The 24,211-nt window shown below is 73.0% G+C and carries 20 protein-coding genes and 1 pseudogene; 11 read left to right on the top strand and 10 right to left on the bottom strand.

From position 1 onward, the window contains the following. Positions 1 to 108 precede the first annotated feature (108 nt). Genes AQJ30_RS11725 through AQJ30_RS11715 form a run of 3 tightly spaced genes read left to right on the top strand, consistent with a single transcriptional unit; the run spans position 109 to position 2,857 of the window. Complete coding sequence (locus AQJ30_RS11725; RefSeq protein ID WP_067232201.1) at positions 109 to 1,032, top strand: ABC transporter ATP-binding protein; 924 nt, start codon at positions 109 to 111, stop codon at positions 1,030 to 1,032. 50 nt (positions 1,033 to 1,082) lie between these two features. Further along, positions 1,083 to 1,799: an ABC transporter permease gene (locus AQJ30_RS11720; RefSeq protein WP_245726901.1), complete on the top strand. Its 717-nt coding sequence runs from the start codon at positions 1,083 to 1,085 to the stop codon at positions 1,797 to 1,799. 47 nt (positions 1,800 to 1,846) lie between these two features. Further along, positions 1,847 to 2,857 (top strand): COX15/CtaA family protein, encoded by a 1,011-nt coding sequence (locus AQJ30_RS11715; RefSeq protein ID WP_067232196.1) that lies wholly within the window; start codon positions 1,847 to 1,849, stop codon positions 2,855 to 2,857. A gap of 51 nt (positions 2,858 to 2,908) precedes the next feature. On the opposite strand, the gene AQJ30_RS11710 is transcribed toward AQJ30_RS11715, so the two are convergent. The 3 genes from AQJ30_RS11710 to AQJ30_RS11700 form a co-directional block, all read right to left on the bottom strand. After that, positions 2,909 to 4,012: an amidohydrolase family protein gene (locus tag AQJ30_RS11710; RefSeq protein WP_067232190.1), complete on the bottom strand. Its 1,104-nt coding sequence runs from the start codon at positions 4,010 to 4,012 to the stop codon at positions 2,909 to 2,911. A 70-nt stretch (positions 4,013 to 4,082) separates the two neighbouring features. Beyond that, positions 4,083 to 4,403, bottom strand: coding sequence for a hypothetical protein (locus tag AQJ30_RS11705; RefSeq protein WP_067232188.1), 321 nt, complete (start codon positions 4,401 to 4,403; stop codon positions 4,083 to 4,085). A gap of 90 nt (positions 4,404 to 4,493) precedes the next feature. Then, complete coding sequence (locus AQJ30_RS11700; RefSeq protein WP_067232186.1) at positions 4,494 to 5,447, bottom strand: heme o synthase; 954 nt, start codon at positions 5,445 to 5,447, stop codon at positions 4,494 to 4,496. Between the two features lie 347 nt (positions 5,448 to 5,794). Here AQJ30_RS11700 and tkt point away from each other — a divergent pair, with 347 nt between their 5' ends. The 5 genes from tkt to pgl are packed head-to-tail and all read left to right on the top strand — an operon-like array spanning position 5,795 to position 12,524. Beyond that, a complete protein-coding gene (gene tkt / locus AQJ30_RS11695; protein ID WP_067232183.1) occupies positions 5,795 to 7,882 on the top strand; it encodes a transketolase in 2,088 nt (695 codons plus the stop codon). Positions 7,883 to 7,914: 32 nt separating this feature from the next. Then, entirely contained in the window at positions 7,915 to 9,033 is a 1,119-nt protein-coding gene (gene tal, locus AQJ30_RS11690; RefSeq protein ID WP_067232179.1) for a transaldolase, read from the top strand. Between the two features lie 4 nt (positions 9,034 to 9,037). After that, the gene (gene zwf, locus AQJ30_RS11685; protein WP_067232176.1) at positions 9,038 to 10,576 is read left to right on the top strand and encodes a glucose-6-phosphate dehydrogenase; all 1,539 of its coding nucleotides are present in this window, start codon (positions 9,038 to 9,040) and stop codon (positions 10,574 to 10,576) included. After that, positions 10,573 to 11,745 carry a glucose-6-phosphate dehydrogenase assembly protein OpcA gene (opcA, locus tag AQJ30_RS11680; RefSeq protein WP_067232173.1) on the top strand — a complete coding sequence of 391 codons (1,173 nt, stop codon included), beginning with the start codon at positions 10,573 to 10,575 and terminating at the stop codon, positions 11,743 to 11,745. The genes zwf and opcA overlap by 4 nt, the downstream gene beginning before the upstream one ends. Further along, positions 11,742 to 12,524, top strand: coding sequence for a 6-phosphogluconolactonase (gene pgl, locus AQJ30_RS11675; RefSeq protein WP_067232170.1), 783 nt, complete (start codon positions 11,742 to 11,744; stop codon positions 12,522 to 12,524). Before opcA ends, pgl begins: the two co-directional genes overlap by 4 nt. 100 nt (positions 12,525 to 12,624) lie before the next feature. On the opposite strand, the gene AQJ30_RS11670 is transcribed toward pgl, so the two are convergent. The 5 genes from AQJ30_RS11670 to AQJ30_RS11650 all read right to left on the bottom strand — a co-directional run bounded on the left by AQJ30_RS11670 (position 12,625) and on the right by AQJ30_RS11650 (position 19,256). Continuing rightward, positions 12,625 to 13,464, bottom strand: a complete 840-nt coding sequence (locus tag AQJ30_RS11670; RefSeq protein ID WP_067232169.1) for a carbohydrate ABC transporter permease — start codon at positions 13,462 to 13,464, stop codon at positions 12,625 to 12,627. After that, positions 13,461 to 14,816: a carbohydrate ABC transporter permease gene (locus AQJ30_RS11665; protein ID WP_067232167.1), complete on the bottom strand. Its 1,356-nt coding sequence runs from the start codon at positions 14,814 to 14,816 to the stop codon at positions 13,461 to 13,463. The genes AQJ30_RS11670 and AQJ30_RS11665 overlap by 4 nt, the downstream gene beginning before the upstream one ends. Before the next feature lie 2 nt (positions 14,817 to 14,818). Beyond that, on the bottom strand, positions 14,819 to 16,147 hold the full coding sequence (locus tag AQJ30_RS11660; RefSeq protein ID WP_067232165.1) for an ABC transporter substrate-binding protein: 1,329 nt from the start codon (positions 16,145 to 16,147) through the stop codon (positions 14,819 to 14,821). 55 nt (positions 16,148 to 16,202) lie between these two features. After that, complete coding sequence (locus tag AQJ30_RS11655; RefSeq protein WP_211278963.1) at positions 16,203 to 17,825, bottom strand: glycoside hydrolase family 13 protein; 1,623 nt, start codon at positions 17,823 to 17,825, stop codon at positions 16,203 to 16,205. A gap of 159 nt (positions 17,826 to 17,984) precedes the next feature. Next, positions 17,985 to 19,256, bottom strand: coding sequence for an ABC transporter substrate-binding protein (locus AQJ30_RS11650; RefSeq protein ID WP_067232163.1), 1,272 nt, complete (start codon positions 19,254 to 19,256; stop codon positions 17,985 to 17,987). Between the two features lie 125 nt (positions 19,257 to 19,381). Here AQJ30_RS11650 and AQJ30_RS11645 point away from each other — a divergent pair, with 125 nt between their 5' ends. The 3 genes from AQJ30_RS11645 to AQJ30_RS11635 all read left to right on the top strand — a co-directional run bounded on the left by AQJ30_RS11645 (position 19,382) and on the right by AQJ30_RS11635 (position 23,119). After that, entirely contained in the window at positions 19,382 to 19,894 is a 513-nt protein-coding gene (locus tag AQJ30_RS11645; RefSeq protein WP_067232160.1) for a PadR family transcriptional regulator, read from the top strand. A 45-nt stretch (positions 19,895 to 19,939) separates the two neighbouring features. Then, on the top strand, positions 19,940 to 20,695 hold the full coding sequence (locus AQJ30_RS11640; protein ID WP_067232158.1) for an ABC transporter ATP-binding protein: 756 nt from the start codon (positions 19,940 to 19,942) through the stop codon (positions 20,693 to 20,695). Between the two features lie 117 nt (positions 20,696 to 20,812). After that, positions 20,813 to 23,119 carry an ABC transporter permease gene (locus AQJ30_RS11635; protein WP_067232155.1) on the top strand — a complete coding sequence of 769 codons (2,307 nt, stop codon included), beginning with the start codon at positions 20,813 to 20,815 and terminating at the stop codon, positions 23,117 to 23,119. A gap of 70 nt (positions 23,120 to 23,189) precedes the next feature. Here the strand turns inward: AQJ30_RS11635 and AQJ30_RS39320 are convergent, their stop codons facing one another. Further along, positions 23,190 to 23,504, bottom strand: a complete 315-nt coding sequence (locus tag AQJ30_RS39320) for a DUF2087 domain-containing protein (protein WP_425424142.1) — start codon at positions 23,502 to 23,504, stop codon at positions 23,190 to 23,192. A gap of 271 nt (positions 23,505 to 23,775) precedes the next feature. Next, a pseudogene (locus tag AQJ30_RS39315) lies at positions 23,776 to 24,211 on the bottom strand (glucose-6-phosphate isomerase); the annotation flags it as partial.

Below are 24,211 nucleotides of genomic sequence, written 5' to 3'. Positions count from 1 at the left end.
CCCCTCGGCAGGGGTCAGGGCGCGCCGCCGGGGCCCCTGGCACGTGCCAGTGGCCGGTTCCCGCACCCGGCCGTCCGGACCCCCGTGCGCGAACCTAGACTCGGGGCCATGCGAAGTGAGCCCGTCGTCCGGATCCAGGCCCTGGTGAAGCGGTACGGCACCAAGACCGCGGTGGACGGCCTCGACCTGACGGCCCGGGCGGGCGTCACCGCCGTCCTCGGCCCCAACGGCGCCGGCAAGACGACGACGATCGAGACCTGCGAGGGGTACCGCACGGCGGACTCCGGCACCGTCCGCGTGCTCGGCCTCGACCCGGTGCGGGAGGCGTCCCGGCTCCACCCGCGGATCGGCGTGATGCTCCAGTCCGGCGGGGTCTACTCCGGCGCCCGCGCCGACGAGATGCTGCGCCACACGGCGAAGCTGCACGCCCACCCGCTCGACGTGGACGCCCTGGTCGAACGGCTGGGGCTCGGCTCGTGCGGGCGCACCACCTACCGCCGGCTCTCCGGCGGCCAGCAGCAGCGCCTCGCGCTCGCCATGGCCGTGGTCGGGCGGCCCGAGCTGGTCTTCCTGGACGAGCCGACCGCCGGACTGGACCCGCAGGCCCGCCACGCCACCTGGGACCTGGTGCGCGACCTGCGTGCCGACGGCGTGTCGGTCATCCTCACCACGCACCACATGGACGAGGCCGAGCAGCTCGCCGACGACGTGGCGATCATCGACGCCGGCCGGGTCATCGCCCAGGGCTCCCCCGAGGAGCTGTGCCGCGGCGGCGCCGAGAACACCCTGCGCTTCACCGGCCGCCCCGGGCTCGACGTCGGCTCCCTGCTCAAGGCGCTGCCCGCCGACTCCACGGCCGCCGAGCTGACCCCCGGCTCCTACCGGGTGACCGGCAAGGTCGACCCCCAGCTGCTGGCGACGGTCACCTCCTGGTGCGCCCAGCACGGCGTGATGCCCGACCGCATCTCGGTGGAGCGGCACACCCTCGAAGACGTCTTCCTCGAACTGACCGGCAAGGAGCTGCGCTCGTGACCGCCACCGGCACCTACACCCCCCGGCCGGGCGCGGCGCCCCTCCCCCGCATGATCGCGGCGCAGACGGCGCTCGAGACCAGAATGCTCCTGCGCAACGGCGAGCAGCTGCTGCTCACCGTGGTCATCCCCACGCTGCTGCTGGTGCTGTTCAGCACGGTCGACGCCGTGGACACCGGCCCCGGCGAGGCCGTCGACTTCCTCACCCCGGGCGTCCTGGCGCTCGCGGTGATGTCGACCGCGTTCACCGGCCAGGCCATCGCCACCGGCTTCGAGCGCCGCTACGGCGTCCTCAAGCGCCTCGCCTCCTCCCCGCTGCCCCGCTGGGGCCTGATGACCGCGAAGACGGCGTCGGTGCTGGTCACCGAGGTGCTCCAGGTGATCCTGCTGACGGTCGTCGCGTTCGCGCTCGGCTGGTCCCCGCACGGCGACCCGTTGAGCGTCCTGCTCCTGCTCGTCCTCGGCACGGCCGCCTTCTCCGGCCTCGGCCTGCTCATGGCGGGCACCCTGAAGGCGGAGGCCACGCTGGCCGCCGCCAACCTCGTCTTCCTGCTGCTGCTGGTCGGCGGCGGTGTGATCGTGCCGCTGGACAAGTTCCCGCAGGGCGCCCAGGACGTCCTCGGGCTGCTGCCGATCTCGGCCCTCTCCGACGGCCTGCGGGACGTGCTCCAGCACGGCGCCGGGACGCCCTGGGGCGACCTGGGGATCCTGGCCGTGTGGGCGGTGGCGGGCCTCGCCGCCGCCGCGGCGTTCTTCCGCTGGGAGTAGGAGTCGTGCCGGACCCTCGTGAAAGGGTGCACAAGCGGCGGCCTACGATGGGGGGCGTGCCCAACCTGACCCGCGCCGACGCCGCAGCCGCCGTGCGCAACCCGCTCGCCTTCGTCGCCGCACGCTGGACCCCGCAGCCCCGCACGGTCCGGCGGGCGGCCCTCGCCGCCCTCGTCATGTCGGTGATCATCGTGGTCACCGGCGGCGCGGTGCGGCTCACCGGCTCCGGCCTCGGCTGCCCGACCTGGCCCAAGTGCACCGACGACTCGCTCGCCACCACCAGCGCCATGGGCGTGCACGGCGTGATCGAGTTCGGCAACCGCATGCTGACGTACGTGCTGTGCGCGGCCGTCGGCTGGGCGATCGTCGCCGCGCGCTCCCAGAAGCCGTTCCGGCGCAGCCTGACCCGGCTGGGCTGGGCGCAGTTCTGGATCGTGATGGGCAACGCGGTCCTGGGCGGCATCGTCGTCCTGGTCGGCCTGAACCCCTACACGGTCGCGGCGCACTTCCTGCTGTCCTCGGCGCTCATCGCGGTCGCCACGGTGATGTGGCAGCGCACCCGGGAGGGTGACACGGCACCGCGCCCGCTGGTCGGCACGGCGGTGCGGCAGCTGGTGTGGTTCCTGGTGGCCGCGTCGGTGCTGCTGATCGCGGTGGGCACCGTGGTCACCGGCTCCGGGCCGCACGCGGGCGACTCCAGCGAGGTCGAGCGGATGCCGCTGGACTGGGAGACGGTCAGCAAGCTGCACGCGGTGCTGGCCTGGATCGTCGTCACGCTGACCTTCGCGCTGTGGTTCGTGCTCAAGGCCGTGGACGCGCCCCGGGAACCGCTCGCGCGCACCCGTGAGCTGTTCGTCGTGCTGCTGTGCCAGGGCGTGATCGGCTACGTCCAGTACTTCACCAAGCTGCCCGAGGCCCTGGTGGCCGCCCACATGCTCGGCTCCTCGGTGATGTGGATCTGGGTGCTGCGGGTGCTGCTGTCCCTGCGGGAGCGCCCCGCGACCACGGCGGACCTGCCGGGCCCCTCCGAGGCGGCGGCCGTCCCGACGCGCGCCTGACGCGTCCCGCGGCCCACCGGGCGCAGGGGGAGGTCTCGCCGGAGCCTGCGCTCAGAGCCCGTACACCCGGCGGGCGTTGCCCGCCGCGATCATCCCGGCGACGCGCTGCGCGTCGTCGGGGGACCACGCCCCCTCGGCCACCCAGTCGCCCAGCACCCGGGCCAGCGCCTCACGGAACAGCTGGGCCCCGACCACGTGCAGCTCGGGCAGCCCGCCGGCCCCGCTGGAGAACAGGATCTTGCCGAAGGGGGCCAGCTCCAGGATCTCCGCGAGGACGGTCGCGGCCCGGGCGCCGGTGCGCACCAGCGCGGCGCCCGCGTCGGCGTACACGTGCGGGAAGACGCCGGCCAGGTGGGCGGCGTGCCGGTGGTAGGGGTAGCCGTGCAGCAGGACCAGGTGGGCGCCGAGGCCGGCCGTGGCCCGCACGAAGTCGGTGAGCAGGACCGGGTCGGTGCGGTCGGTGCGCGCGCCCGGCTCGCCCAGCCCGGCGTGCAGCTGCACCGGCAGCCCCGAGGCGACCGCGATCCACAGCAGGTGGCGCAGCAGCACGGGGTCGGTCAGCGCGCCGCCGACCCGGCGGTCCCCGAGCCAGCGTCCGGCGGCACCCCTGACCTCGCCGGGGCCGGGCGGTTCGGGCGCGAGGGCGAGGCCGTGCCGCACGCCCGCGACCGAGGTGAAGGCCACGGCGTGCGCGGCGGCGGCGTGCACCGACTCGGCGAGGTTGGCGAGGAAGGACTCCACGGTGCCGGAGGTGTCGGCGACCTGCTCGGCGAGCAGTTCGAGCCGGACGATCTCGCGCGCCTCGCCGCCCCCGGCGCCGGCCATCTCGTCGGGCGCGGTCAGGTCGCCGGGCAGCCCGGTGTCGACCAGGTAGGTCGTGATGCCGCTGCCGCGCAGCAGCCTGCGCCCCGCCTCGAGGAACCCCAGCTCCCGGCGCCGGGCCAGGTACAGGGCGGGCGGGCAGTGGGGTTCCAGGCCGAGCAGGGGCGGGCACCAGCGCCGTACGGCGAAACCCGTCTGGGTGTCGAAGAGGGTGGTGCCGGGCGCGGGCGGGCCCTCGGTGCGGGCCAGCTGGGCCTCGAAGGTGCCGAGGCCCAGTTCGGTTCTCAGGATGCCGTGGCAGTACTGGTCCACGAGGGACGAGGGGTCGATCATCCGGGCTCCCGTGTAGGCGTGTCACCCGTCCTAACGGGTGAACCGGGACCGGGGTACCGCCCGCCGGGGGTCAGCCGCGGATCTGCATGCCCGCCATGCGCTTCCACTCGTACGGGCCCGTGGTCACCTTGGCCGCGAACTCGCCGTCGAAGGACTCGTGGCGGGTGATGCCGGCCTTGGCCACGGCCTGCTCGGCGATCTCGAAGGTCGGGGCCACCAGGTCGCCCCAGTCACCGTCCTCGCCGACGAGCACGATGCGGGCGCCGCGCTCGCCGACGTAGGCGATCTGGCCCTCGGCGCCGCCGTGGGCCCGGGCGAAGGTGCTGATGCGCTGGGCGAGCCGGGCGACCTTGCGCTCGGCCTTCGGGTCAACCTGCTGCGTGTCTGCCATGAGCAGGATGTTACCGAGGGGTAGATCGTTCGGCGACGGGCGGGCGCAGTGACCCTTGCCTCAGGGTGACCCGGAGCGTCCGGGGAACGCCTAGCGCAGGAAGGGGTCGACCGCGATCGCCACGAACAGCAGCGACACGTACGTGATCGACCAGTGGAACAGGCGCATCTCCTTGAGCTTCGCGCCCGTCACCTCGGCCTTCGCGCGGTTCTGCAGCGCGTGCGCCTCCCACAGCCACCAGCCGCCCGACACCAGGGCGACCGCCGTGTAGAACCAGCCGGTGTAGCCCAGCGGGGTGAGCAGCAGCGAGACGCCGACCATGACCCAGCTGTAGAGCACGATCTGGCGGGCGACCACCTTGTTGGAGGCGACGACCGGGAGCATCGGCACGCCCACGCGCGCGTAGTCGTCCTTGACCTTCATGGACAGCGGCCAGTAGTGCGGCGGGGTCCAGAAGAAGATGACCAGGAAGAGGATGAGCGGCGCCCAGGACAGCGAGTCCTTCACCGCCGACCAGCCGATCAGCACCGGCATGCAGCCGGCGATGCCGCCCCAGACGATGTTCTGCGCGGTGCGGCGCTTGAGGATCATCGTGTAGACGACGACGTAGAAGAGGAGCGCGCCGAGGGACAGCCAGGCGCTCAGCCAGTTGACGGTGAGGCCGAACAGCAGGGTGGAGACGACCGCCAGGGAGATGCCGAAGGCGAGGCACTCGCGCGGGCTGACCATCCCGGTGACCAGGGGCCGCTGCGAGGTGCGGTCCATCAGCGCGTCGATGTCCCGGTCGATGTACATGTTCAGCGCGTTGGCGCCGCCCGCCGAGAGGTAGCCGCCCAGACAGGTGAGCAGGACCAGGCCGAGGTCGGGGACACCCTGCTGGGCCAGGAACATCACCGGCACGGTGGTGATGAGCAGCAGCTCGATGATCCGCGGCTTGGTCAGCGCCACGAACCCCTTGACCCGGGCCCCCAACGGCCGACGGCTCGGGCTCTTGCTCGCACCGAGTAGCCCCGCAGGACGGGATTCAACGGCCGTCACGCACACCCCTGACAGAGACATCCCAGCGAGCCTCCCGGGTGAACCGGCGGTAGAGGGCTCGCGCGTACCACGCCACTGTAGACGTTGCCCAGACCCGGACATTCGCGGGGGTCGGTTCGTGTTGGCGCACGCGCTCCGACGTGCGGACGACGACACGATTGAGACGTCGGATGAGCGGCTGCGTATTCACTTGTCGACGACGGTCCCGACCAGGTCAGCGGGCGCGTCGGGACGACTCCCGGCACTCTGGAACGACCCGAAAGAATGCACGTCCTCCGGGGGTAGGCTCAGCTACGGCCGGTGGGCGACCAGTCGCCGGTTATTCGACATGTGGAGAGGAGCCCTGACTCAGGGTGAGCACCAAGCCGACCACCACAGACCTCGAGTGGACCGAGTTGGACCAGCGGGCCGTGGACACCGCCCGCGTCCTGGCCGCCGACGCCGTACAGAAGGTCGGCAACGGCCATCCGGGTACGGCGATGAGCCTGGCGCCCGCCGCCTACACCCTCTTCCAGAAGGTGATGCGGCACGACCCGTCGGACACGGACTGGGTCGGCCGCGACCGCTTCGTGCTGTCGGCGGGCCACTCGTCCCTGACCCTCTACACGCAGCTCTTCCTGGGCGGCTTCGGCCTGGAGCTGGAGGACCTGGAGTCGTTCCGCACCTGGGGCTCGAAGACCCCGGGCCACCCGGAGTACGGCCACACGGTGGGCGTGGAGACGACGACCGGCCCGCTGGGCCAGGGTGTCGCCAACGCCGTCGGCATGGCCATGGCCGCCCGCTACGAGCGCGGCCTGTTCGACCCCGAGGCGGCGCAGGGCGAGTCGCCCTTCGACCACTTCGTCTTCTGCATCGCCGGTGACGGCTGCCTCCAGGAGGGCATCTCCGCCGAGGCGTCCTCGCTGGCCGGCCACCAGAAGCTGGGCAACCTCGTCCTGCTGTGGGACGACAACCACATCTCGATCGAGGGCGACACCGAGACGGCCGTCTCCGAGGACACGGTCAAGCGGTACGAGGCGTACGGCTGGCACGTGCAGCGCGTCGCCCCGAAGCCGGACGGCGACCTCGACCCGCAGGCGCTGTACGAGGCGATCGAGGCGGCCAAGCAGGTCACCGACCGGCCGTCCTTCATCGCGATGCGCTCGATCATCGCCTGGCCCGCCCCGAACGCGCAGAACACCGAGGCCGCCCACGGCTCGGCGCTCGGCGACGAGGAGGTCGCCGCCACCAAGCGCGTCCTCGGCTTCGACCCGGAGAAGACCTTCGAGGTCGCCGACGAGGTCCTCGCGCACACCCGCAAGGCCCTGGACAGGGGCCGGGCGGCCCGCGCCGTCTGGGAGAAGTCGTACCAGCAGTGGCGGGACGACAACCCCGAGCGCGCCGCCGAGTACGACCGGATCGCCAAGGGCGAGCTGCCCACCGGCTGGGAGGAGAAGCTTCCGGTCTTCGAGCCCGGCAAGGGTGTGGCCACGCGGGCCGCGTCCGGCAAGGTGCTCCAGGCGCTCGGCGCGGTCATCCCGGAGCTGTGGGGCGGCTCGGCCGACCTGGCCGGCTCCAACAACACCACGATCGACAAGACGTCGTCGTTCCTGCCCGAGGGCAACCCGCTGCCCGAGGCGAGCCCCTACGGCCGCACGGTGCACTTCGGCATCCGCGAGCACGCCATGGCCGCGGAGCTCAACGGCATCACGCTGCACGGCAACACCCGCGCCTACGGCGGCACCTTCCTGGTGTTCTCCGACTACATGCGCAACGCCGTGCGCCTGTCGGCCCTGATGCACCTGCCGGTGACGTACGTCTGGACGCACGACTCCATCGGCCTCGGCGAGGACGGCCCGACCCACCAGCCGGTCGAGCACCTGGCCGCGCTGCGCGCGATCCCCGGTCTGAACGTCGTCCGCCCGGCGGACGCCAACGAGACCGCGATCGCCTGGCGCGAGGTCCTCAAGCGGTGGACCAAGGTGTACGGCAAGGGCGCCCCGACAGGCCTGGTCCTCACCCGGCAGGGCGTGCCGACGTACGAGCCGAACGAGGACGCGGCGCGCGGCGGTTACGTGCTGGCCGAGGCCGAGGGCGGCGAGCCGCAGGTGGTGCTCATCGCGACCGGTTCCGAGGTGCACGTGGCCGTCGAGGCGCGTGAGCAGCTCCAGGCCGACGGCGTGCCCACCCGGGTGGTGTCGATGCCGTGCGTGGAGTGGTTCGAGGAGCAGGACCAGGGGTACCGGGAATCCGTGCTCCCGCCGTCCGTGAAGGCCCGTGTCGCCGTCGAGGCCGGGATCGGCCTCACCTGGCACCGGTACGTCGGGGACGCCGGCCGCATCGTTTCCCTGGAGCACTTCGGTGCTTCGGCCGACGGCAAGGTGCTCTTCCGCGAGTACGGCTTCACCGCCGAGAACGTGGCCGCCAAGGCCCGGGAATCCCTCGCGGCCGCCCAGCGCTGACGCTCACACACGACCGTAGGAGATGTAATTCCATGACAGACGCACTGAAGCGCCTCTCCGAAGAAGGCGTCGCGATCTGGCTGGACGACCTGTCGCGCAAGCGGATCACGTCCGGCAACCTCGCCGAGCTGATCGACCAGCAGCACGTCGTGGGCGTCACCACCAACCCGACGATCTTCCAGAAGGCGATCTCCGAGGGCGACGGCTACGACCAGCAGCTGTCCGACCTCGCCGCCCGCAAGGTCACCGTCGAAGAGGCCATCCGCATGATCACCACGGCGGACGTCCGCGACGCCGCCGACATCCTGCGCCCGGTCTTCGACGCCACCGACGGGCAGGACGGCCGGGTCTCCATCGAGGTCGACCCGCGCCTGGCCTTCCACACCAAGGCCACCGTCGCCGAGGCCAAGCAGCTGGCCTGGCTGGTGGACCGGCCCAACGCGCTCATCAAGATCCCGGCCACCGAGGCGGGTCTGCCGGCGATCGCCGAGACCATCGGCCTGGGCATCAGCGTGAACGTGACGCTGATCTTCTCGCTGGAGCGCTACCGCAGGGTGATGGACGCCTACCTCACCGGCCTGGAGAAGGCCAAGGAGCGCGGCCTGGACCTGTCGCAGATCCACTCGGTGGCGTCCTTCTTCGTCTCCCGTGTGGACACCGAGGTCGACAAGCGCCTCGACGCGCTGGGCACCGACGAGGCGAAGGCGCTGCGCGGCAAGGCCGCCCTGGCCAACGCGCGCCTGGCCTACCAGGCGTACGAGGAGGTCTTCTCCTCCGACCGCTGGCAGGCCCTGGAGAAGGCGGGCGCCAACAAGCAGCGTCCGCTGTGGGCCTCCACCGGCGTGAAGGACCCGGCCTACAAGCCGACCCTGTACGTCGACGACCTGGTCGCGCCGAACACGGTCAACACCATGCCGGAGGCCACGCTGCAGGCCACCGAGGAGCACGGCTCGATCACCGGCAACACCATCGCCGGGACGTACGAGCAGGCGCGTGCCGACCTCGACGCCCTGGAGAAGCTCGGCATCTCGTACGACGAGGTGGTGCAGCTGCTGGAGGAGGAGGGCGTCCAGAAGTTCGAGGCGTCGTGGACCGACCTGCTGAAGTCGACCGAGGCGGAGCTGGAGCGCCTCGCCCCCTCGGAGGGCTGACGTCTTGGCTCCCTTCTCCGGATCCGGGGCGAATCCGCTCCGTGACCCCGCGGACCGACGGCTCCCGCGCATCGCGGGGCCGTCGGGCCTGGTCATCTTCGGCGTCACGGGCGACCTGTCCCGCAAGAAGCTCATGCCCGCCGTGTACGACCTCGCCAACCGGGGTCTGCTGCCGCCGGGCTTCTCCCTGGTGGGGTTCGCCCGCCGCGAGTGGGAGCACGAGGACTTCGCCGCCGAGGTCCACGACGCGGTCAAGGCGCACGCCCGCACCCCCTTCCGCGAGGAGGTCTGGCAGCAGCTCATCCAGGGGATGCGCTTCGTGCAGGGCACCTTCGACGACGACGAGGCGTTCGAGCGGCTGCGCGGCACGATCGAGGAGCTGGACAAGGCGCAGGGCACGGGCGGCAACTTCGCCTTCTACCTGTCGGTGCCGCCGCGCTCCTTCCCGGTGGTCATCCAGCAGCTGAAGAAGCACGGGCTGGCCGACCAGAAGAACGGCGCCTGGCGCCGCGCGGTGATCGAGAAGCCCTTCGGCCACGACCTGAAGTCGGCCGAGGAGCTCAACGCGATCGTCCACGAGGTCTTCGCCCCGGACCAGGTCTTCCGCATCGACCACTACCTGGGCAAGGAGACCGTCCAGAACATCCTGGCGCTGCGCTTCGCCAACACGATGTTCGAGCCGATCTGGAACCGGTCCTTCGTGGACCACGTGCAGATCACCATGGCCGAGGACATCGGCATCGGCGGCCGGGCCGGCTACTACGACGGCATCGGCGCCGCCCGGGACGTCATCCAGAACCACCTGCTGCAGCTGCTGGCGCTCACCGCGATGGAGGAGCCCGCCTCCTTCGACGCCGACGCGCTCGCGGCGGAGAAGACCAAGGTGCTCGGCGCGGTCCGGCTGCCGGAGAACCTGGGCGAGCACACCGTGCGCGGCCAGTACGCGGCCGGCTGGCAGGGCGGCGAGAAGGCCGTCGGCTACCTCGAAGAGGACGGCATCGACGCCAAGTCGAAGACCGACACCTACGCGGCCGTGAAGCTGGAGATCGACAACCGCCGCTGGGCGGGCGTCCCCTTCTACCTGCGCACCGGCAAGCGGCTGGGCCGCCGGGTCACCGAGATCGCGGTGGTCTTCCAGCGGGCGCCGCACTCCCCCTTCGACACCACCGCCACCGAGGAGCTGGGCTCCAACGCCATCGTCATCCGGGTCCAGCCGGACGAGGGCGTCACGGTCCGCTTCGGCTCGAAGGTGCCGGGCACGTCGATGGAGATCCGGGACGTGTCGATGGACTTCGCCTACGGCGAGTCGTTCACCGAGTCCAGCCCCGAGGCGTACGAGCGGCTGATCCTGGACGTCCTGCTGGGCGACTCCAACCTCTTCCCGCGCACCGAGGAGGTCGAGCTGTCCTGGAAGATCCTCGACCCGATCGAGGAGTACTGGGACACCCACGGCAAGCCCGCCCAGTACCCGGCCGGTACCTGGGGGCCCGTCGAGGCGGACGAGATGCTCGCACGAGAGGGACGGAGCTGGCGCCGGCCATGAAGACAGACCTGACGGACACCACGGCCAGCAAGATCAACAAGGCCCTGGTGCAAGGACGCCGGGCCATCGGCACCCCGGCCGTCGGCATGGTGCTCACGCTGGTCATCGTCACGGACGAGGAGAACGCCTACGACTCCCTGAAGGCCGCCAACGACGCGTCGCGCGAGCACCCCTCGCGCACGCTGGTGGTCGTCAAGCGCGTCTCCCGCTCCCCGCGCGACCGCACGCAGTCCCGGCTGGACGCCGAAGTGCGGCTCGGCGCGGACGCGGGCAGCGGCGAGACGGTGGTGCTGCGGCTGTACGGCGAGGTGGTCGACCACGCCCAGTCGGTCGTGCTGCCGCTGCTGCTGCCGGACGCGCCGGTCGTCGTCTGGTGGCCGGTCAACGCGCCGCTCGACCCGGCGAAGGACCCGCTGGGCGCCCTCGGACAGCGCCGGGTCACCGACACCTACGCCGCCGAGCAGCCGGTGCGGGAGCTCACCGCCCGCGCCGAGACCTACACCCCCGGCGACACCGACCTGTCGTGGACCCGCATCACGCCCTGGCGCTCGATGCTGGCCGCGGCCCTGGACCAGGTCAGCTGCCGGGTGGAGTCGGTCGAGGTGGAGGGCGAGGAGTTCAACCCGAGCTGCGAGCTGCTGGCGATGTGGCTCGCGGACCGGCTGGACGTGCCGGTGAAGCGCTCGCTGTCCGGCGGGCCGGGGCTGACCGCGGTGCGCATGTCGACGGACTGCGGTCCGGTCGTGCTGGACCGGGCGGACGGCTCGCTGGCCACCCTGTCCATCGAGGGCCAGCCGGACCGCGCGGTGGCGCTCAAGCGCCGGGACACGGCCGAGCTCATAGCGGAGGAGCTGCGCCGGCTGGACCCGGACGACACCTACGCGTCGGCGCTGCGCTACGGCGTGGACCGGCTGAACGCCACGTCGGACGCGGCGGAGGCGTTCTCGGTCGACGGCGTCGGTGACGGTGACCGTGACCGTGACCGTGACCGTGACGGGGAGGCTGCCGGGGACGCCGCTGCGGAACCGGAGGCGCCGGAAGCGGTGGCCAAAGGAGCCGACGGGGACGGGGAGCGGGAAGCCGTGGAGACCCCTGTCGAAGAGGCTGCGAAAGCTCCCGCGCGCGAGGCGGCGGCGTCGGAGCCGGTGACCAAGGGGGCCGCGAAGTGAACGCGCCGCAGCTGGTCGTGCACCGCGACAAGGAGCTGATGGCGCAGGCCGCCGCGGCCCGGCTGATCACGAAGATCGTGGACGCGCAGGCCTCCCGGGGTCACGCGTCCGTGGTCCTCACCGGCGGCCGCAACGGCAACGGCCTGCTGGCCGCGCTGGCCGCCGAGCCCGCCCGGGACGCCGTCGACTGGGGCCGGCTCGACCTGTGGTGGGGTGACGAGCGGTTCCTGCCCGAGGGCGACCCGGAGCGCAACGTCACGCAGGCCCGCGAGGCCCTGCTGGACGCCGTACCGCTGGACCCGAAGCGGGTGCACGCGATGCCCGCGTCGGACGGTCCGTACGGCACGGACGTCGAGGCGGCCGCGGAGGGCTACGCCGAGGAGCTGGCGCGGGCGGCCGGACCCGAGAACCACGGGAGCGTGCCGACCTTCGACGTGCTGATGCTGGGCGTCGGACCGGACACCCACGTGGCGTCGCTGTTCCCGGAGCTGCCGGCGGTCCGCGAGACGGAGCGCACGGTGGTCGGCGTGCGCGGGGCCCCCAAGCCCCCGCCGACCCGGGTCACCCTGACCCTCCCGGCGATCCGCGCGGCCCGCGAGGTGTGGCTGCTGGCGGCCGGCGAGGACAAGGCCCGGGCCGCGGCGATCGCCCTGTCCGGCGCGGGCGAGATCCAGGCCCCGGCGGCGGGCGCGCGCGGCCGTGCCCGCACCCTGTGGCTGCTGGACACGGCGGCGGCCTCCCAGCTGCCCCGCTCGCTGTACCCGCCGGCGTCCCCCTGATCCCGGCGGGAACCACGCCCACCCCGAAGGGGCCGGACTCGCGCGAGTCCGGCCCCTTCGGCGTACGGCGGGGCGGGTGTCAGGTCCCGCCCGGGCCGCGTCACTTCACCGACCCCGCCATCACCCCCTGCACGAAGTGCCGCTGGAAGGCGAAGAACACGGCCACGGGCACGATCAGGGACAGGAACGCGCCGGGCGCCAGGACGTCGATGTTGCTGCCGAACTGGCGTATCTGCGACTGGAGTTCCACGGTCAGCGGCTGGGAGGAGCTGTCCGCGAAGAGCAGGGCGACCAGCATGTCGTTCCATACCCACAGGAACTGGAAGATGGCGAGGCTGGCGATGGCGGGCCGGCCCACCGGGAGCACCAGGCGGGTGAAGATGCGCCATTCGCTGCCGCCGTCCATGCGGGCCGCCTCCAGCATCTCCTTCGGCATCTCGGCGAAGTAGTTGCGCAGCAGGAACACCGCGAACGGCAGTCCGTAGGCCACGTGGAAGAGCACCACACCGGGGATCGTGCCGAACAGGCCCAGCTGGCCGAAGAGTTTGGCCACCGGCAGCAGGCCGATCTGCACCGGCACCACCAGCAGGGCCACCACGACCAGGAAGACGGTGTCACGGCCGGGGAAGTCCAGCCAGGCGAAGGCGTACCCGGCGAGCGCCGCGACGACCACGACCAGGACGGTGGTGGGCACCGAGATCAGGACGGTGTTCCAGAACGCCCGGGTGATGCCCGCGTTCTGCAGCAGCGCGGAGTAGTTGTCGAAGGACAGCTGCCCGGGCGCTGCGAACGCCGTCCACCAGCCGCCCTTGGCCGTGTCCTGGGCGGACCGCAGCGAGGACAGGAACAGCCCGGCAAGCGGGGTCATCCACACCAGGCCGATCACCACGAGGAAGGCCTGCACCACGGCGTTGCCCAGGCCGCGCCGGACCGCGTTCATCGCTGACTCCTTCGGAAACGGCGGACGTTGAAGACCATCGCCGGGATCACCAGCAGCAGGAGCAGCACGCCGAGGGCGCTGCCGAGGCCCTGGTTGTTGCCGCCGCCGAACGACACCAGCCACATCTGGGTCGCGAGCACGGTCGCGTCCTCCTGCACGGGGCCGGGGGCGATGATGTACACGAGGTCGAAGACCTTCAGCACGTTGATCACGAGCGTCACGAACACCACCGTGAGCACCGGCGCGAGGAGCGGAACGGTGATCCGGCGGAAGATCTGCCACTCGTTGGCGCCGTCCATCCGCGCCGCCTCCAGCGCGTCCCGGGGCAGCGCCGCCAGGCCGGCGCCGATCAGCACCATGGCGAAGCCGGTCCAGATCCACAGGTACGCCCCGATGATCGCCGGGGTGACGAGCGCCGGGCCGAGCCAGGAGACGCCCTCGTAGGGCGGGGCGAAGTTGGCGGCGGGCAGGCGCACGCCGTACGCGCCGTCGGACAGGCCGGTGAAGCGGAACGATCCGTCGGCCGCCGTGGTCGTGGTGGCGACCGTCCGCCCGTCGCGCACGGCCTGGACCGTCATCTCGGGCAGGCCGCTCTCCTTCGGGTCGACGGCGCCCTGCCTGCCTCCCCCGCCGGGCGTGAAGTCCAGGTAGACCACGCCGCGCAGTTCGTCGGGGGCCGCCGCGCGGGCCGCCGCCGGGGAGGCGGGCCGGGCCGTGCCGGGCAGGTCGCCGGGGCGGACGCCGACCAGGCCGAGCGCCACTGTTTTCCCCGGCGCGAGTGCGCCGCTCGTGTAGGAGCCGTCCCGGCCCTTGGTCAGGCCCTGGCCGTCGCGGGCCCGTGCCGTCGGGTAGGTCGAGGAGTCCTCGAAGGCGTCGTGGACGGAGACCACGGCGGCGTTCAGTACGCCCTTGTCCGGGTCCTCGTCGTAGGCGAGCCGGAAGATGATGCCGGCGGCGAGGAAGGACACCGCCATCGGCAGGAACAGCAGCAGCTTGAAGGCGGTGGCCCAGCGGACCTTCTCCACCAGCACGGCCAGGACCAGGCCGAGGCCGGTCAGCAGCGCCGGGGCGACGACGACCCAGATCGCGGTGTTGCGGACGGCCTTGACGGTCGCCGGGTCGTGGAACATCTCGGTGTAGTTGCCGCCGCCGACGAAGCGGGTCCCGGAGGCGTCGAAGAAGCTGCGGCCGACCGAGAACAGCACCGGGTAGACGACGAGCGCGCCGAGCAGCAGCAGGGCGGGGAAGACGAACAGCAGGGCGGCGACCCGGCCCCGCCGCCGGGTGCGCCGTGCGCCACCGGGGACGGGAGCGGCCGGGGCGCGCGTCTCTTTCACCAGGGTCGTGGTCATGGTCAGCCCTGGTACGCCTTGGCCGCCGCGGCCTCGAGCCGGCCCGCCGTGGCCTTCGGGTCGGACGGGTCGCGCAGGAAGTCCTGGAGGATCTTCCACTCGCCGGCGCCCTTGGTGCCGCCGAAGGCCGCGGGGGCCTGGTCGGACATGTCGAAGCGGACCGAGTCGCCGGCCTCGACGAGGGACTTCGCCGTCGCGCGGGTGACGTCGTCGCCGTAGGAGGCGAGGTCGAGCTTCTTGTTCGGGGAGAGGAAGCCGCCCGCACCGGCCCAGACGGCCGCGGCCTCGGGGGTGGCGAGGTACTCCACGAGCGCCATGCCGGCCTGGTGGTTCTTGCCGTCCTTCAGGACGACGGCCGCGTCACCGCCGCTGACCACGGGTGCGTGCCCGGCGCCGACCTTCGGGAAGGGGAAGAAGTCCGCGTCCTCGCCGATCGCCCGGCCGAACTGGTCCTTGGCGACCCCGGCCACGAAGTCGCCCTCGTAGACCATGCCGGCCTCGGGCTCGGGACCGAACACCTTTTCGACCGAGCCGGGGAAGTCGGTGTTCAGGGCCCCCTTCTGGCCGCCCGCGACGAGTTCCTTGTCCTTGAACAGCGTGCCGAGGGTCCCCAGGGCCCGGACGACGCTCGGGTCGGTCCACTTCAGCCGGTGGGCGGCGAGGGCGTCGTACTTCTCGGGTCCGGCCTGGGAGAGGTAGACGTTCTCGAACCAGTCGGTGAGCGTCCAGCCGTCCTGCCCGGCGACCGAGAAGGCGGCGAGGCCGGAGTCGGAGACGGCCCGTCCGGCCTTCAGCAGGTCGTCGAAGGCGGCCGGCGGCTTGACGCCCGCCTGGTCGAGGGCGTCGGGGCTGTACCAGACGGTCGACTTGTGGGCGGCCTTGAAGTAGAGGCCGTACAGGGTGCCGTCGACGCTGCCGTAGTTCCTCCACACGGGGGCGAAGCCGGCGGTCACGGACTTCTGCGCGGTGGCGGACAGCGGCTGGAGCCAGCCGTTCTTGGCGAACTGCTGGAGCACGCCGACCTGCGGGACCATCACGACGTCGGGGGCGTTGCCGCCCTCGATCTTGCTGCCGACGACGGTGGAGACGTTGTCCCCGGTGGACGTGAACTGCGTCTTCGCACCGGTCTTGGCGGTGAACGCGTCCAGCACCTTCTGGAAGTTCTTCTGCTCGGTGCCGGACCAGACGCCGGCCACGCTCACGGTCTGGCCGCTGAGCGCCTTGTCGCCGCCGCCGGCCGAGACGGGTCCGCTGCCGCCGCAGGCCGTCGCGCCGAGCGCGAGGACGAGGGCGGTGCAGCCGGTGAGCAGGGTGGTGCGTCGTCGCATCATCGTTGATGTCCCTTCGGGGATGGGGAACTGACGGAGGCTCAGGAAAGGGGTGGGTTCAGAGGTCCCTGATCCACCAGGCGGCCGTGGAGCCGGGCAGGACGCCGGGCGGGCAGGGGGCGCTGGCCAGCAGCGGGGTGCCGGGGACCGGTGCGGGGGTGGGGGCCGTGCCGAAGTTGACGGCGCAGACCAGGTCGTCCCGGGCGAAGGCCAGGACGCCGGGCGGGGTGTCCAGCCAGCGCAGCGTGCCGTCGCCCAACTGGGGCAGCGCGGACCGCAGGTGGAGCCCGTCCCGGTACAGGTGCCAGAAGGAGCGGGTGTCGGCGAGGGCCCGGTCGGTGGCGTACTCGGCGAAGTACTCCGGCTGCGGCAGCCACGGCTTCGCGCCCTCCGCGCCGGAGGTGAAGCCGAACGGCGACGCCTGCCCGGACCAGGGCAGCGGCACCCGGCACCCGTCGCGGATCCGGGCCCGGCTGCCGGTGCGGCGGAAGATCGGGTCGGTCAGCACGTCGTCGGGCAGGTCGACGACCTCGGGCAGGCCCAGTTCCTCGCCCTGGTAGATGTACGCGGCCCCCGGCAGCGCCAGCATCAGCAGTGCGGCGGCGCGGGCCCGGGCGGGACCGAGGCCGCTGCTCTCGGGGGTGGGCTCGCCGTAGCGGGTGACGGTGCGCACCTGGTCGTGGTTGTTGAGGACCCAGGTGACCGTGGAGCCGGTGCCGGCGATGTCCTGCATGGCCTCGGAAATGACCTTGCGGAAGGCGTCCGGGTTCCAGGGGGCGCTGAGCAGGTCGAAGAAGAAGGCCTGGTGGAGTTCGTCGGGGCGGACGTAGCGGGCGTGCTCGCGGGCGGTCGGCACGGAGACCTCGCCGACGAGGAGGCGTTCGCGGCCGTCGCGGGCGGTGTACTCCTCGCAGACCGCGCGCCAGCGCCGCCACACGTCGTGCACCTCGGGCCGGTTCCAGGCGAGCGGGTTGACCGAGTCGCGGGTGCGGGCGTCGGCCTCGGGGTCGTCCGAGTCGGGCAGGTCGGGGTGCTTGAAGAGGCCGGCGGCGACGTCGATGCGGAACCCGTCGACGCCCCGGTCCAGCCAGAAGCGCAGGATCCGCTCGAACGCGGCGGGCACCTCGGGGGTGCGCCAGTTCCAGTCGGGCTGTTCGGGCGTGAACATGTGCAGGTACCACTGGCCGGGGCGGCCGTCGGCCTCGGTGACGCGCGTCCAGGCCGGGCCGCCGAACATGGCGTGCCAGTTGTTGGGCGGCTCGGCGCCGTCCGGTCCGCGGCCGTCGGCGAAGTGGAAGCGGGCCCGGGCGGCGCTGCCGGGTCCGGCGGCCAGCGCCTCGGTGAACCACGGGTGCTCGCTGGAGCAGTGGTTGGGGACGATGTCGAGCAGCACCCGGACACCGAGCCGCCGGGCGGCGGTGACCAGCCGGTCGAACTCGGCGAGGTCGCCGAAGAGCGGGTCGACGTCGCAGTAGTCGGCCACGTCGTAGCCGTGGTCGTGCTGCGGCGAGGGGTAGAAGGGGCTCAGCCAGATCCCGTCGACCCCGAGCTTCTTCAGGTACGGCAGCCCGGCCCGGACGCCGGCCAGGTCGCCGACGCCGTCGCCGGTGCTGTCCAGGAAGCTGCGGACGTACACCTGGTAGATCACGGCGTCGCGCCACCAGCGGTGCTTACTCAACATGCATGCATGTTAGGTAGGCGTGTCGCGAGGGTGTCAATGAAAAGAACAGGCGTTACCGGCCAGTTGGGGACACAAAGAGGGGCGAAACAGGGCGGATGGCCGCCAGATGAGACGCGCCCGTTACCTAACATGTAAGTAGGTGGGGTGCGGGTGCCGGGCCTAGCGGCGGGAGATGGCCGCCAGCTCGCGGGCCAGCCGCCGTACCGTCTGCGCGGGCGTGGCGTGGCCGGTCAGCGCGTCGTGCAGCACCGCCTGGACGGCGAGGCTGACCTGGTCGTAGCGCGGGCTCTTGGGGCGCGGGGCGGCACTCAGCACGCTCTCGCGCAGCGTCGGCAGGTACGGGAAGCGCCGGACCAGCTCCGGGTCGTCGTACAGGTCGGCGCGTACCGGCGGCAGCGCGCCGCGGGTGAGCACCTGGCGCTGGACGCCCTCGCCGGTGAGGTAGGCGATCAGGCGGGCGGCCGAGTCGGGGTGGCGCGCGTGCGTGGTGACGGCCAGGTTGGAGCCGCCGAGGACGCTGGTCCCCGGGCCGTCGGGCCCGGGCAGCGGCACGGCGCCGACCCGCCCGGCGACCGGGGAGCCCGGGGCCGACGCGACGACGTACGCGTAGGGCCAGTTGCGCAGGAAGAGCAGCCGGCCGTCCTGGAACGCCTGCTTGGACTCCTCCTCCTTGTACGTCAGCGCCGCCTTCGGGATCCAGCCCTCGCGCACCCCGCGCACCAGGAAGCCGATGCCCTCGCGGGCGGCGGCGGAGTCGACCGTGACGCGCTCGCCCTCGTCGCCGAGGATCGAGCCGCCCGCCGAGTAGACGGCCTCGGCCGCGTTCACCGTGAGGCCCTCGTAGGGCAGGAACTGGCCCGCGTAGCCGTCGAGTCCGTACTTCGGCGCGATCGTCCGCGCCGCCCGCTCCAGTTCGGCCCAGGTGCGCGGCGGCGGGACGCCCTCCTTGGCGAGGACGTCCTTGCGGTACAGCAGGAGCCCGGCGTTGGTGACGTACGGGACGGCGTACAGGCGCCCGTCGTAGGTCGCGGTGTCGACGACCGGCGGCAGGAACGTGCCCAGCGGGAAGCGCTCGCGCGGCAGCGGGCGTACCCAGCCCGCGGCGGCGAACTCCGAGGTCCAGTTCACGTCGATGTTCAGCACGTCGAAGCGGCCGCGCTCGCCCCCGCGCAGGTCGGTGACCATCTGGGCGTGGGTCTCGTCGGCCGCGTCGGGCAGCTCGACGAGGGTGACCCGCTCGCCGGGATGGGTGCGGTTCCAGCCCTGGAGCAGCGGGCCGAGATAGCCGGTGAGGTCGCCGGCGGTGGCGAGGGTCAGCGGCCCCCGGCCGCCCGCGGGGCCGTCGCCGGCCCGCGCCCCGGAGGCGACGTAACCGGTCAGGACCACGACGAGAACGAGGAGGCCCCTACCGGCGGCGTGGATCCACCGCATAGGTTCCTCCCTGTACACCTGGCGCCGGGCGTCTTCGCACGGGGTCAGAGGCCATGTATACCTGTTAGGTATGCGCGATACTAGGGCCTGCGGCACATTACTCGGGACGCGGGAGGAGAGCACGAGTGCGGCTGCCCCTCCTGGCCCTGCTGGCGCGCGGCCCGGCGCACGGCTACGAGCTGAAGCAGGACCTTGAGCAACTGCTGGGCTCCGCGTACCCTCAGCCGAACGTCGGCCAGATCTACGTCACCCTCGGCCGCCTCGAGAAGCAGGGACTGATCGAGGGCGAGGACGTCGAGCAGTCCGGCCGGCCCAACAAGAAGGTCTACCACCTGACCGACTCCGGCCGGGAGGCGCTGCGCGGCTGGTTCGCCGAGCCCGAGGACGAGCCACGGGTGCGCGACGAGTTCTTCATGAAGCTGGCGCTCGCCCCGCGGACCGGCCTGGCCGACCAGATCGCCCTGATCAACCAGCAGCGGCGCCAGTACCTGAACACCATGCGCCAGCTGTCGCGGCTGGCCTCCGCCGAGGACCGGGACAACCGCATCGCCCACCTGCTCATCGAGGGCGCGATGCTGCACCTGCAGGCCGACCTCGACTGGCTGGAGCGCTGCCAGGAGGAGCTGGAGGACCTGTAGGAACCGGGACCGCTGCACGAAACCGGACGAGCTGGAGGAGTTGGGGTGAGCGACGACCGTCCCGCCGAGCTGCTGCGCGCCGAGGGGCTGGTCAAGACGCACCACGGCGAGGGCGCCCCGGCGCACGCCGTGCGCGGGGTCGACCTGTCCGTGCGACGGGGCGAGTTCGTGGCGATCACCGGGCCGTCCGGGGCCGGGAAGTCGACCCTGCTGCACCTGCTGGGCGGGCTCCAGCGGCCCGACGCGGGGAGCATCCGGCTGGACGGCACGTGCACGGACGCCTACAGCGAGGCCCGCTGGGCCGTCGAGCGCCGCACCCGGATCGGGATCGTCTTCCAGTTCTTCAACCTGGTGTCCAACCTGTCCGTCGCCGACAACGTCGAACTGCCCGCCCTGCTCGCCGGGGTCGCGCCGAAGAAGGCCCGCGCCGAGCGGGCCCGGCTGCTGTCCGAGCTGGGCCTGGAGGGCAAGGAGCGCAGCATGCCGGGCGAGCTGTCCGGCGGGGAGCAGCAGCGGGTGGCGCTGGCCCGCGCCCTGGTCAACCACCCCCCGCTGCTGCTGGCGGACGAGCCGGCGGGCAGCCTGGACAGCAAGGGCACCCGCGAGGTCATGCGGCTGCTGTCCCGCTTCCACCAGCGCGGGCAGACGATCCTGCTCGTCACGCACGACGCCCGGCTGGCCAGTGCGGCGGACCGGGTGATCAGCTTCTTCGACGGGCGGATCGTCGACGACGCCCAGCTGGACGGGGGCACGCCGCCGCGCCGGGCCGGGATCTCCGGGGTGCTGGAGCTGAGGGACTGATATGACCGCCCCCTCCCGGACCTGGAGCCGAGCCACCGGGATGACCGCCGTGACCCGGCCGGCTCCCCCTGGCGGCCGTCCGCGCGCCCGGCGCGCGCCGGGCGGGTGGTGACGCCCGTGCGAGCCACCCTGCGCTGGGCCCACTCCGACCTGCGCACCCACCGCGGCGAGGCGCTGTTCCTGGTGCTCGCCACGGCCGGCGTCGTCGCCTCGCTGCTGCTGGCCACCGCCCTGTTCGGGTACGCGACCAACCCCTGGCAGCGCGTCTTCACCCAGGGGCGCGGCGCCCACGTGTGGCTGCACACGGCGCCCACCGCCGACACCGCGAAGCTCGCCGCGCTGGACGGCGTCGAGGCGGTCGCGGGCCCCTTCCCCAGCGCGTCGGCCACGCTCGCCTCGCGCGGCAGCCGTGCCGCCGTGGAACTGCGCGGCGTGTCCGAGCAGCCCTCCGTCGGCCGGCCGCTGCTCACCGCGGGCCACTGGCTGGACGCCACCGTGCCCGACGGCGTCGTCCTGGAGAGCGGGCTCGCCCGCGCGCTGCTGGCCCAGCCCGGCGACACGCTCACCGAGGCGGGCACCGCCCGCCGGCTGACGGTGGTCGGCGTCGCCGACAGCGCCGAGCCCCGCTACCGGCCGGGCGAGCAGCGCGGCCTGGTGTGGACGCTGCCGTCCGCCGTGCCCGCCCCCGACGCCCGGGTCATCGGCATGCGGCTGACCGACCCGGAGGGCACGGACTACGCCGTGCAGCGCGCCGTGACCGTGCTGGGCGCGGGGGCCATCGGCGAGGTCTCCACCTGGACGCAGGCGCGCGCCGAGGCCCAGGGCGACTACCGGCTGCTCGGGCAGGTGCTCGGCCTGTTCGGGCTGGGCGCGCTGATCGCCGCCTGCCTCGCCGTGCACGGCGCGATCGGCACCCGCATCCGCGGCCACCTGCGGGACATCTCCGTCCTCAAGGCCATCGGCTTCACCCCCGGCCAGGTGGTCCGGGTCTTCCTGCTCCAGCACCTGGCGTACGCCCTGCTGGGCGCCGTGGCGGCCGCCGCGCTCACCGAGGCGCTGGGCGAGCGGGTCCCCGGGCGGCTCGGGGACGCGGTGGGCGTGTGGCAGGGCCTGCCGGGGCACGCCATGGCGCTGTTCGCGGTGCCGGTGGGCGTGGTGCTGTTCATCGGCGCGACGACCGGGCTCGCGGCCTGGCGGGCGGGGCGGGTGCCGCCGGTGCCGGTGCCTCGCCCCGCGGGGCCCGCGGGCGGGCGGCTCGCCGGGGCGGGCGCCTGGGGACTGCGGGCCCTGGGCGTGCGGGTCGCCGGGCTGCGGGTGTCGCCGGCGCTGGTCCTGGGGTGGCACACCGCCGCCACCCGGCGGGGCCGTTCGCTGGGCACCGTCGCCCGGCTCGCCCTGCCGCTGCTGCTGATCGTGGTCGCGCTGAGCGCCTGGACCACCATCGACCGCGCCCACGGCAGCCCCGAGCGGATCGGCCTGCCCGCCGCGCTCACCGTTCGCGCCGACGCCGGTCTGACCGACGCCCGGGCCCGCGCCCTGCTGGAGCGCGACCCGCAGGTCGCCGCCGCCTACCCGGGCGTCGAGGTGGCCGCCCTGGTGCCGGGCCAGACCGCGACCATCGCCCTGCGCGGCCTCGGCACCCACGCCGACCCCTACCCGTACGCCCTGGCCGAGGGACGGGCCGCGCGCGGTCCCGACGAGGCGGTGGCCGGGCAGGGACTGCTCGACCTGCTGGACGTCCGGGTGGGCGACTGGGTGCGGATGACCGTGGGCGACCAGCCGCAGGTCCTGCACCTCGTAGGCCGCAGCATCGAGCCGGAGAACGCCGGCCGGGTCGTCTCCACCTCGCTGGACACCCTCCGCGAGAACGACCCCGCGCTGCGCCCCACGCTCTACCAGCTCCGGCTGGTCCCCGGTGCCGACCCCACCGAGGTCGCCGACCGCCTCGCGCGGTCCGGGGGCGGCCGGCTCGACCTGCACACGGTGCCCAACCCGGCCGACGGGCTGTCCGCGCTGCGCGGCGTCGTCGTCGGGCTGATCGCGGTCCTCGCCCTGATCGGGCTCATCGAACTGCTGACCGCGATCGGCGGCACGGTCCGTGAGGGCGAGCGCGATCTGCTGGCCCTGAAGGCGATCGGGCTGTCCCCGCGCCAGATCACCGCGATCACCGTCACGGCCATGGGCGGTACGACGCTGGTGGCCGTGCTCGCCGCGCTGGCGCTGGGGCTGCCGCTGGCGCACTGGATCATCGACGCGCAGGGCCGGTCGAGCGGCATCGGCGCGGGCATCGCCCAGGGCCCCTCCCCCGCGCTGGTGGTACTGCTCGCGGGGTCCGCCGTGCTCGGCGCGACCGCCCTCGCGGCCGTACCGGCGGCCCGGGCGGCCCGCAGACGGCTGGCGGACACCCTGAGCGCGGCGGCGTGAGCGGGGGGCGCGGCGGCGTGAGGGGTGCGGGCGGCGGCGTGAGCGGGGTGGGCGAGCGTGGCCCGGCGCCTCAGCCGGTGCCCGTCGTCTCCGCCAGCCCGCTCACGCGCCGGTAGCTGCTGCCGTCCCGCTCGCGCACCAGCAGGCCGCTCTCCACGCAGTACCGGCGCAGCGCCGAGGTGTCGTCGTGGACGGTGCGGAACGCGTCGTTGACCTCGCGCTCGCTGTAGCTGCGGTCGGGGTCGAAGAAGCTGTCCGTGAGGTGGGAGAGCAGTTCACGGCGGACCGCCGGGCGGACGGGTATGGCGGTGAGCCTGCCCTGGGCGAAGAACCCGGAGAGGGCGCGCGGCACTCCGGGCGGTGCCTTGTCCCGCGTCGGCCGGATCCGCCGGAACACCGAGGGGTCGGCGCGCAGGGAGCCGTCCGGCAGGCGCTTCACCAGACCGGCGGCGAGCAGCTTCCCGAGGTGACCGCGCACCGCGGGCGCGCTCTCCTCGCCCGGCGGGAGGTCGTCGAGCACGATCCTGGCGTAGACCCTCAGGCGGTGCGGATCGGCGAGGGCGGCGAGCAGTCGGTCCATCGGTACCTCTCGGCGGGTGACACGGACGGGACGGAGGCGTCAGTGTCACCCGGCCGAGTGGACTGCCGCATCCGGTTTAACGGCCGCGCAGCTCGCGGTACTTGGCGACCAGGGCCTGGGTGGAGGCGTCCAGGCCGGGGACGTCGGCGCCCTCGGTGAGGGCGGGTTCGACGCGCTTGGCGAGGACCTTGCCGAGCTCGACGCCCCACTGGTCGAAGGAGTCGATGTCCCAGATCGCGCCCTGGACGAACACCTTGTGCTCGTACAGCGCGATGAGCTGGCCGAGCACCGACGGGGTCAGCGCGCGGGCGAGGATCGTGGTGGTCGGGTGGTTGCCCCGGAAGGTCTTGTGGGCGACCAGCTCCTCCGGGACGCCCTCCGCGCGGACCTCCTCGGGGGTCTTGCCGAAGGCGAGCGCCTGGGTCTGCGCGAAGAAGTTGGCCATGAGCAGGTCGTGCTGGGCGGCGAGCCGGTCGTCCAGTTCGGCGACCGGCTCGGCGAAGCCGATGAAG

The sequence above is a fragment of the Streptomyces longwoodensis genome (genome assembly GCF_001514125.1).
GTDB classification, from domain to species: Bacteria; Actinomycetota; Actinomycetes; order Streptomycetales; family Streptomycetaceae; genus Streptomyces; species Streptomyces longwoodensis.
This window is presented reverse-complemented; position numbering and strand designations above follow the sequence as displayed.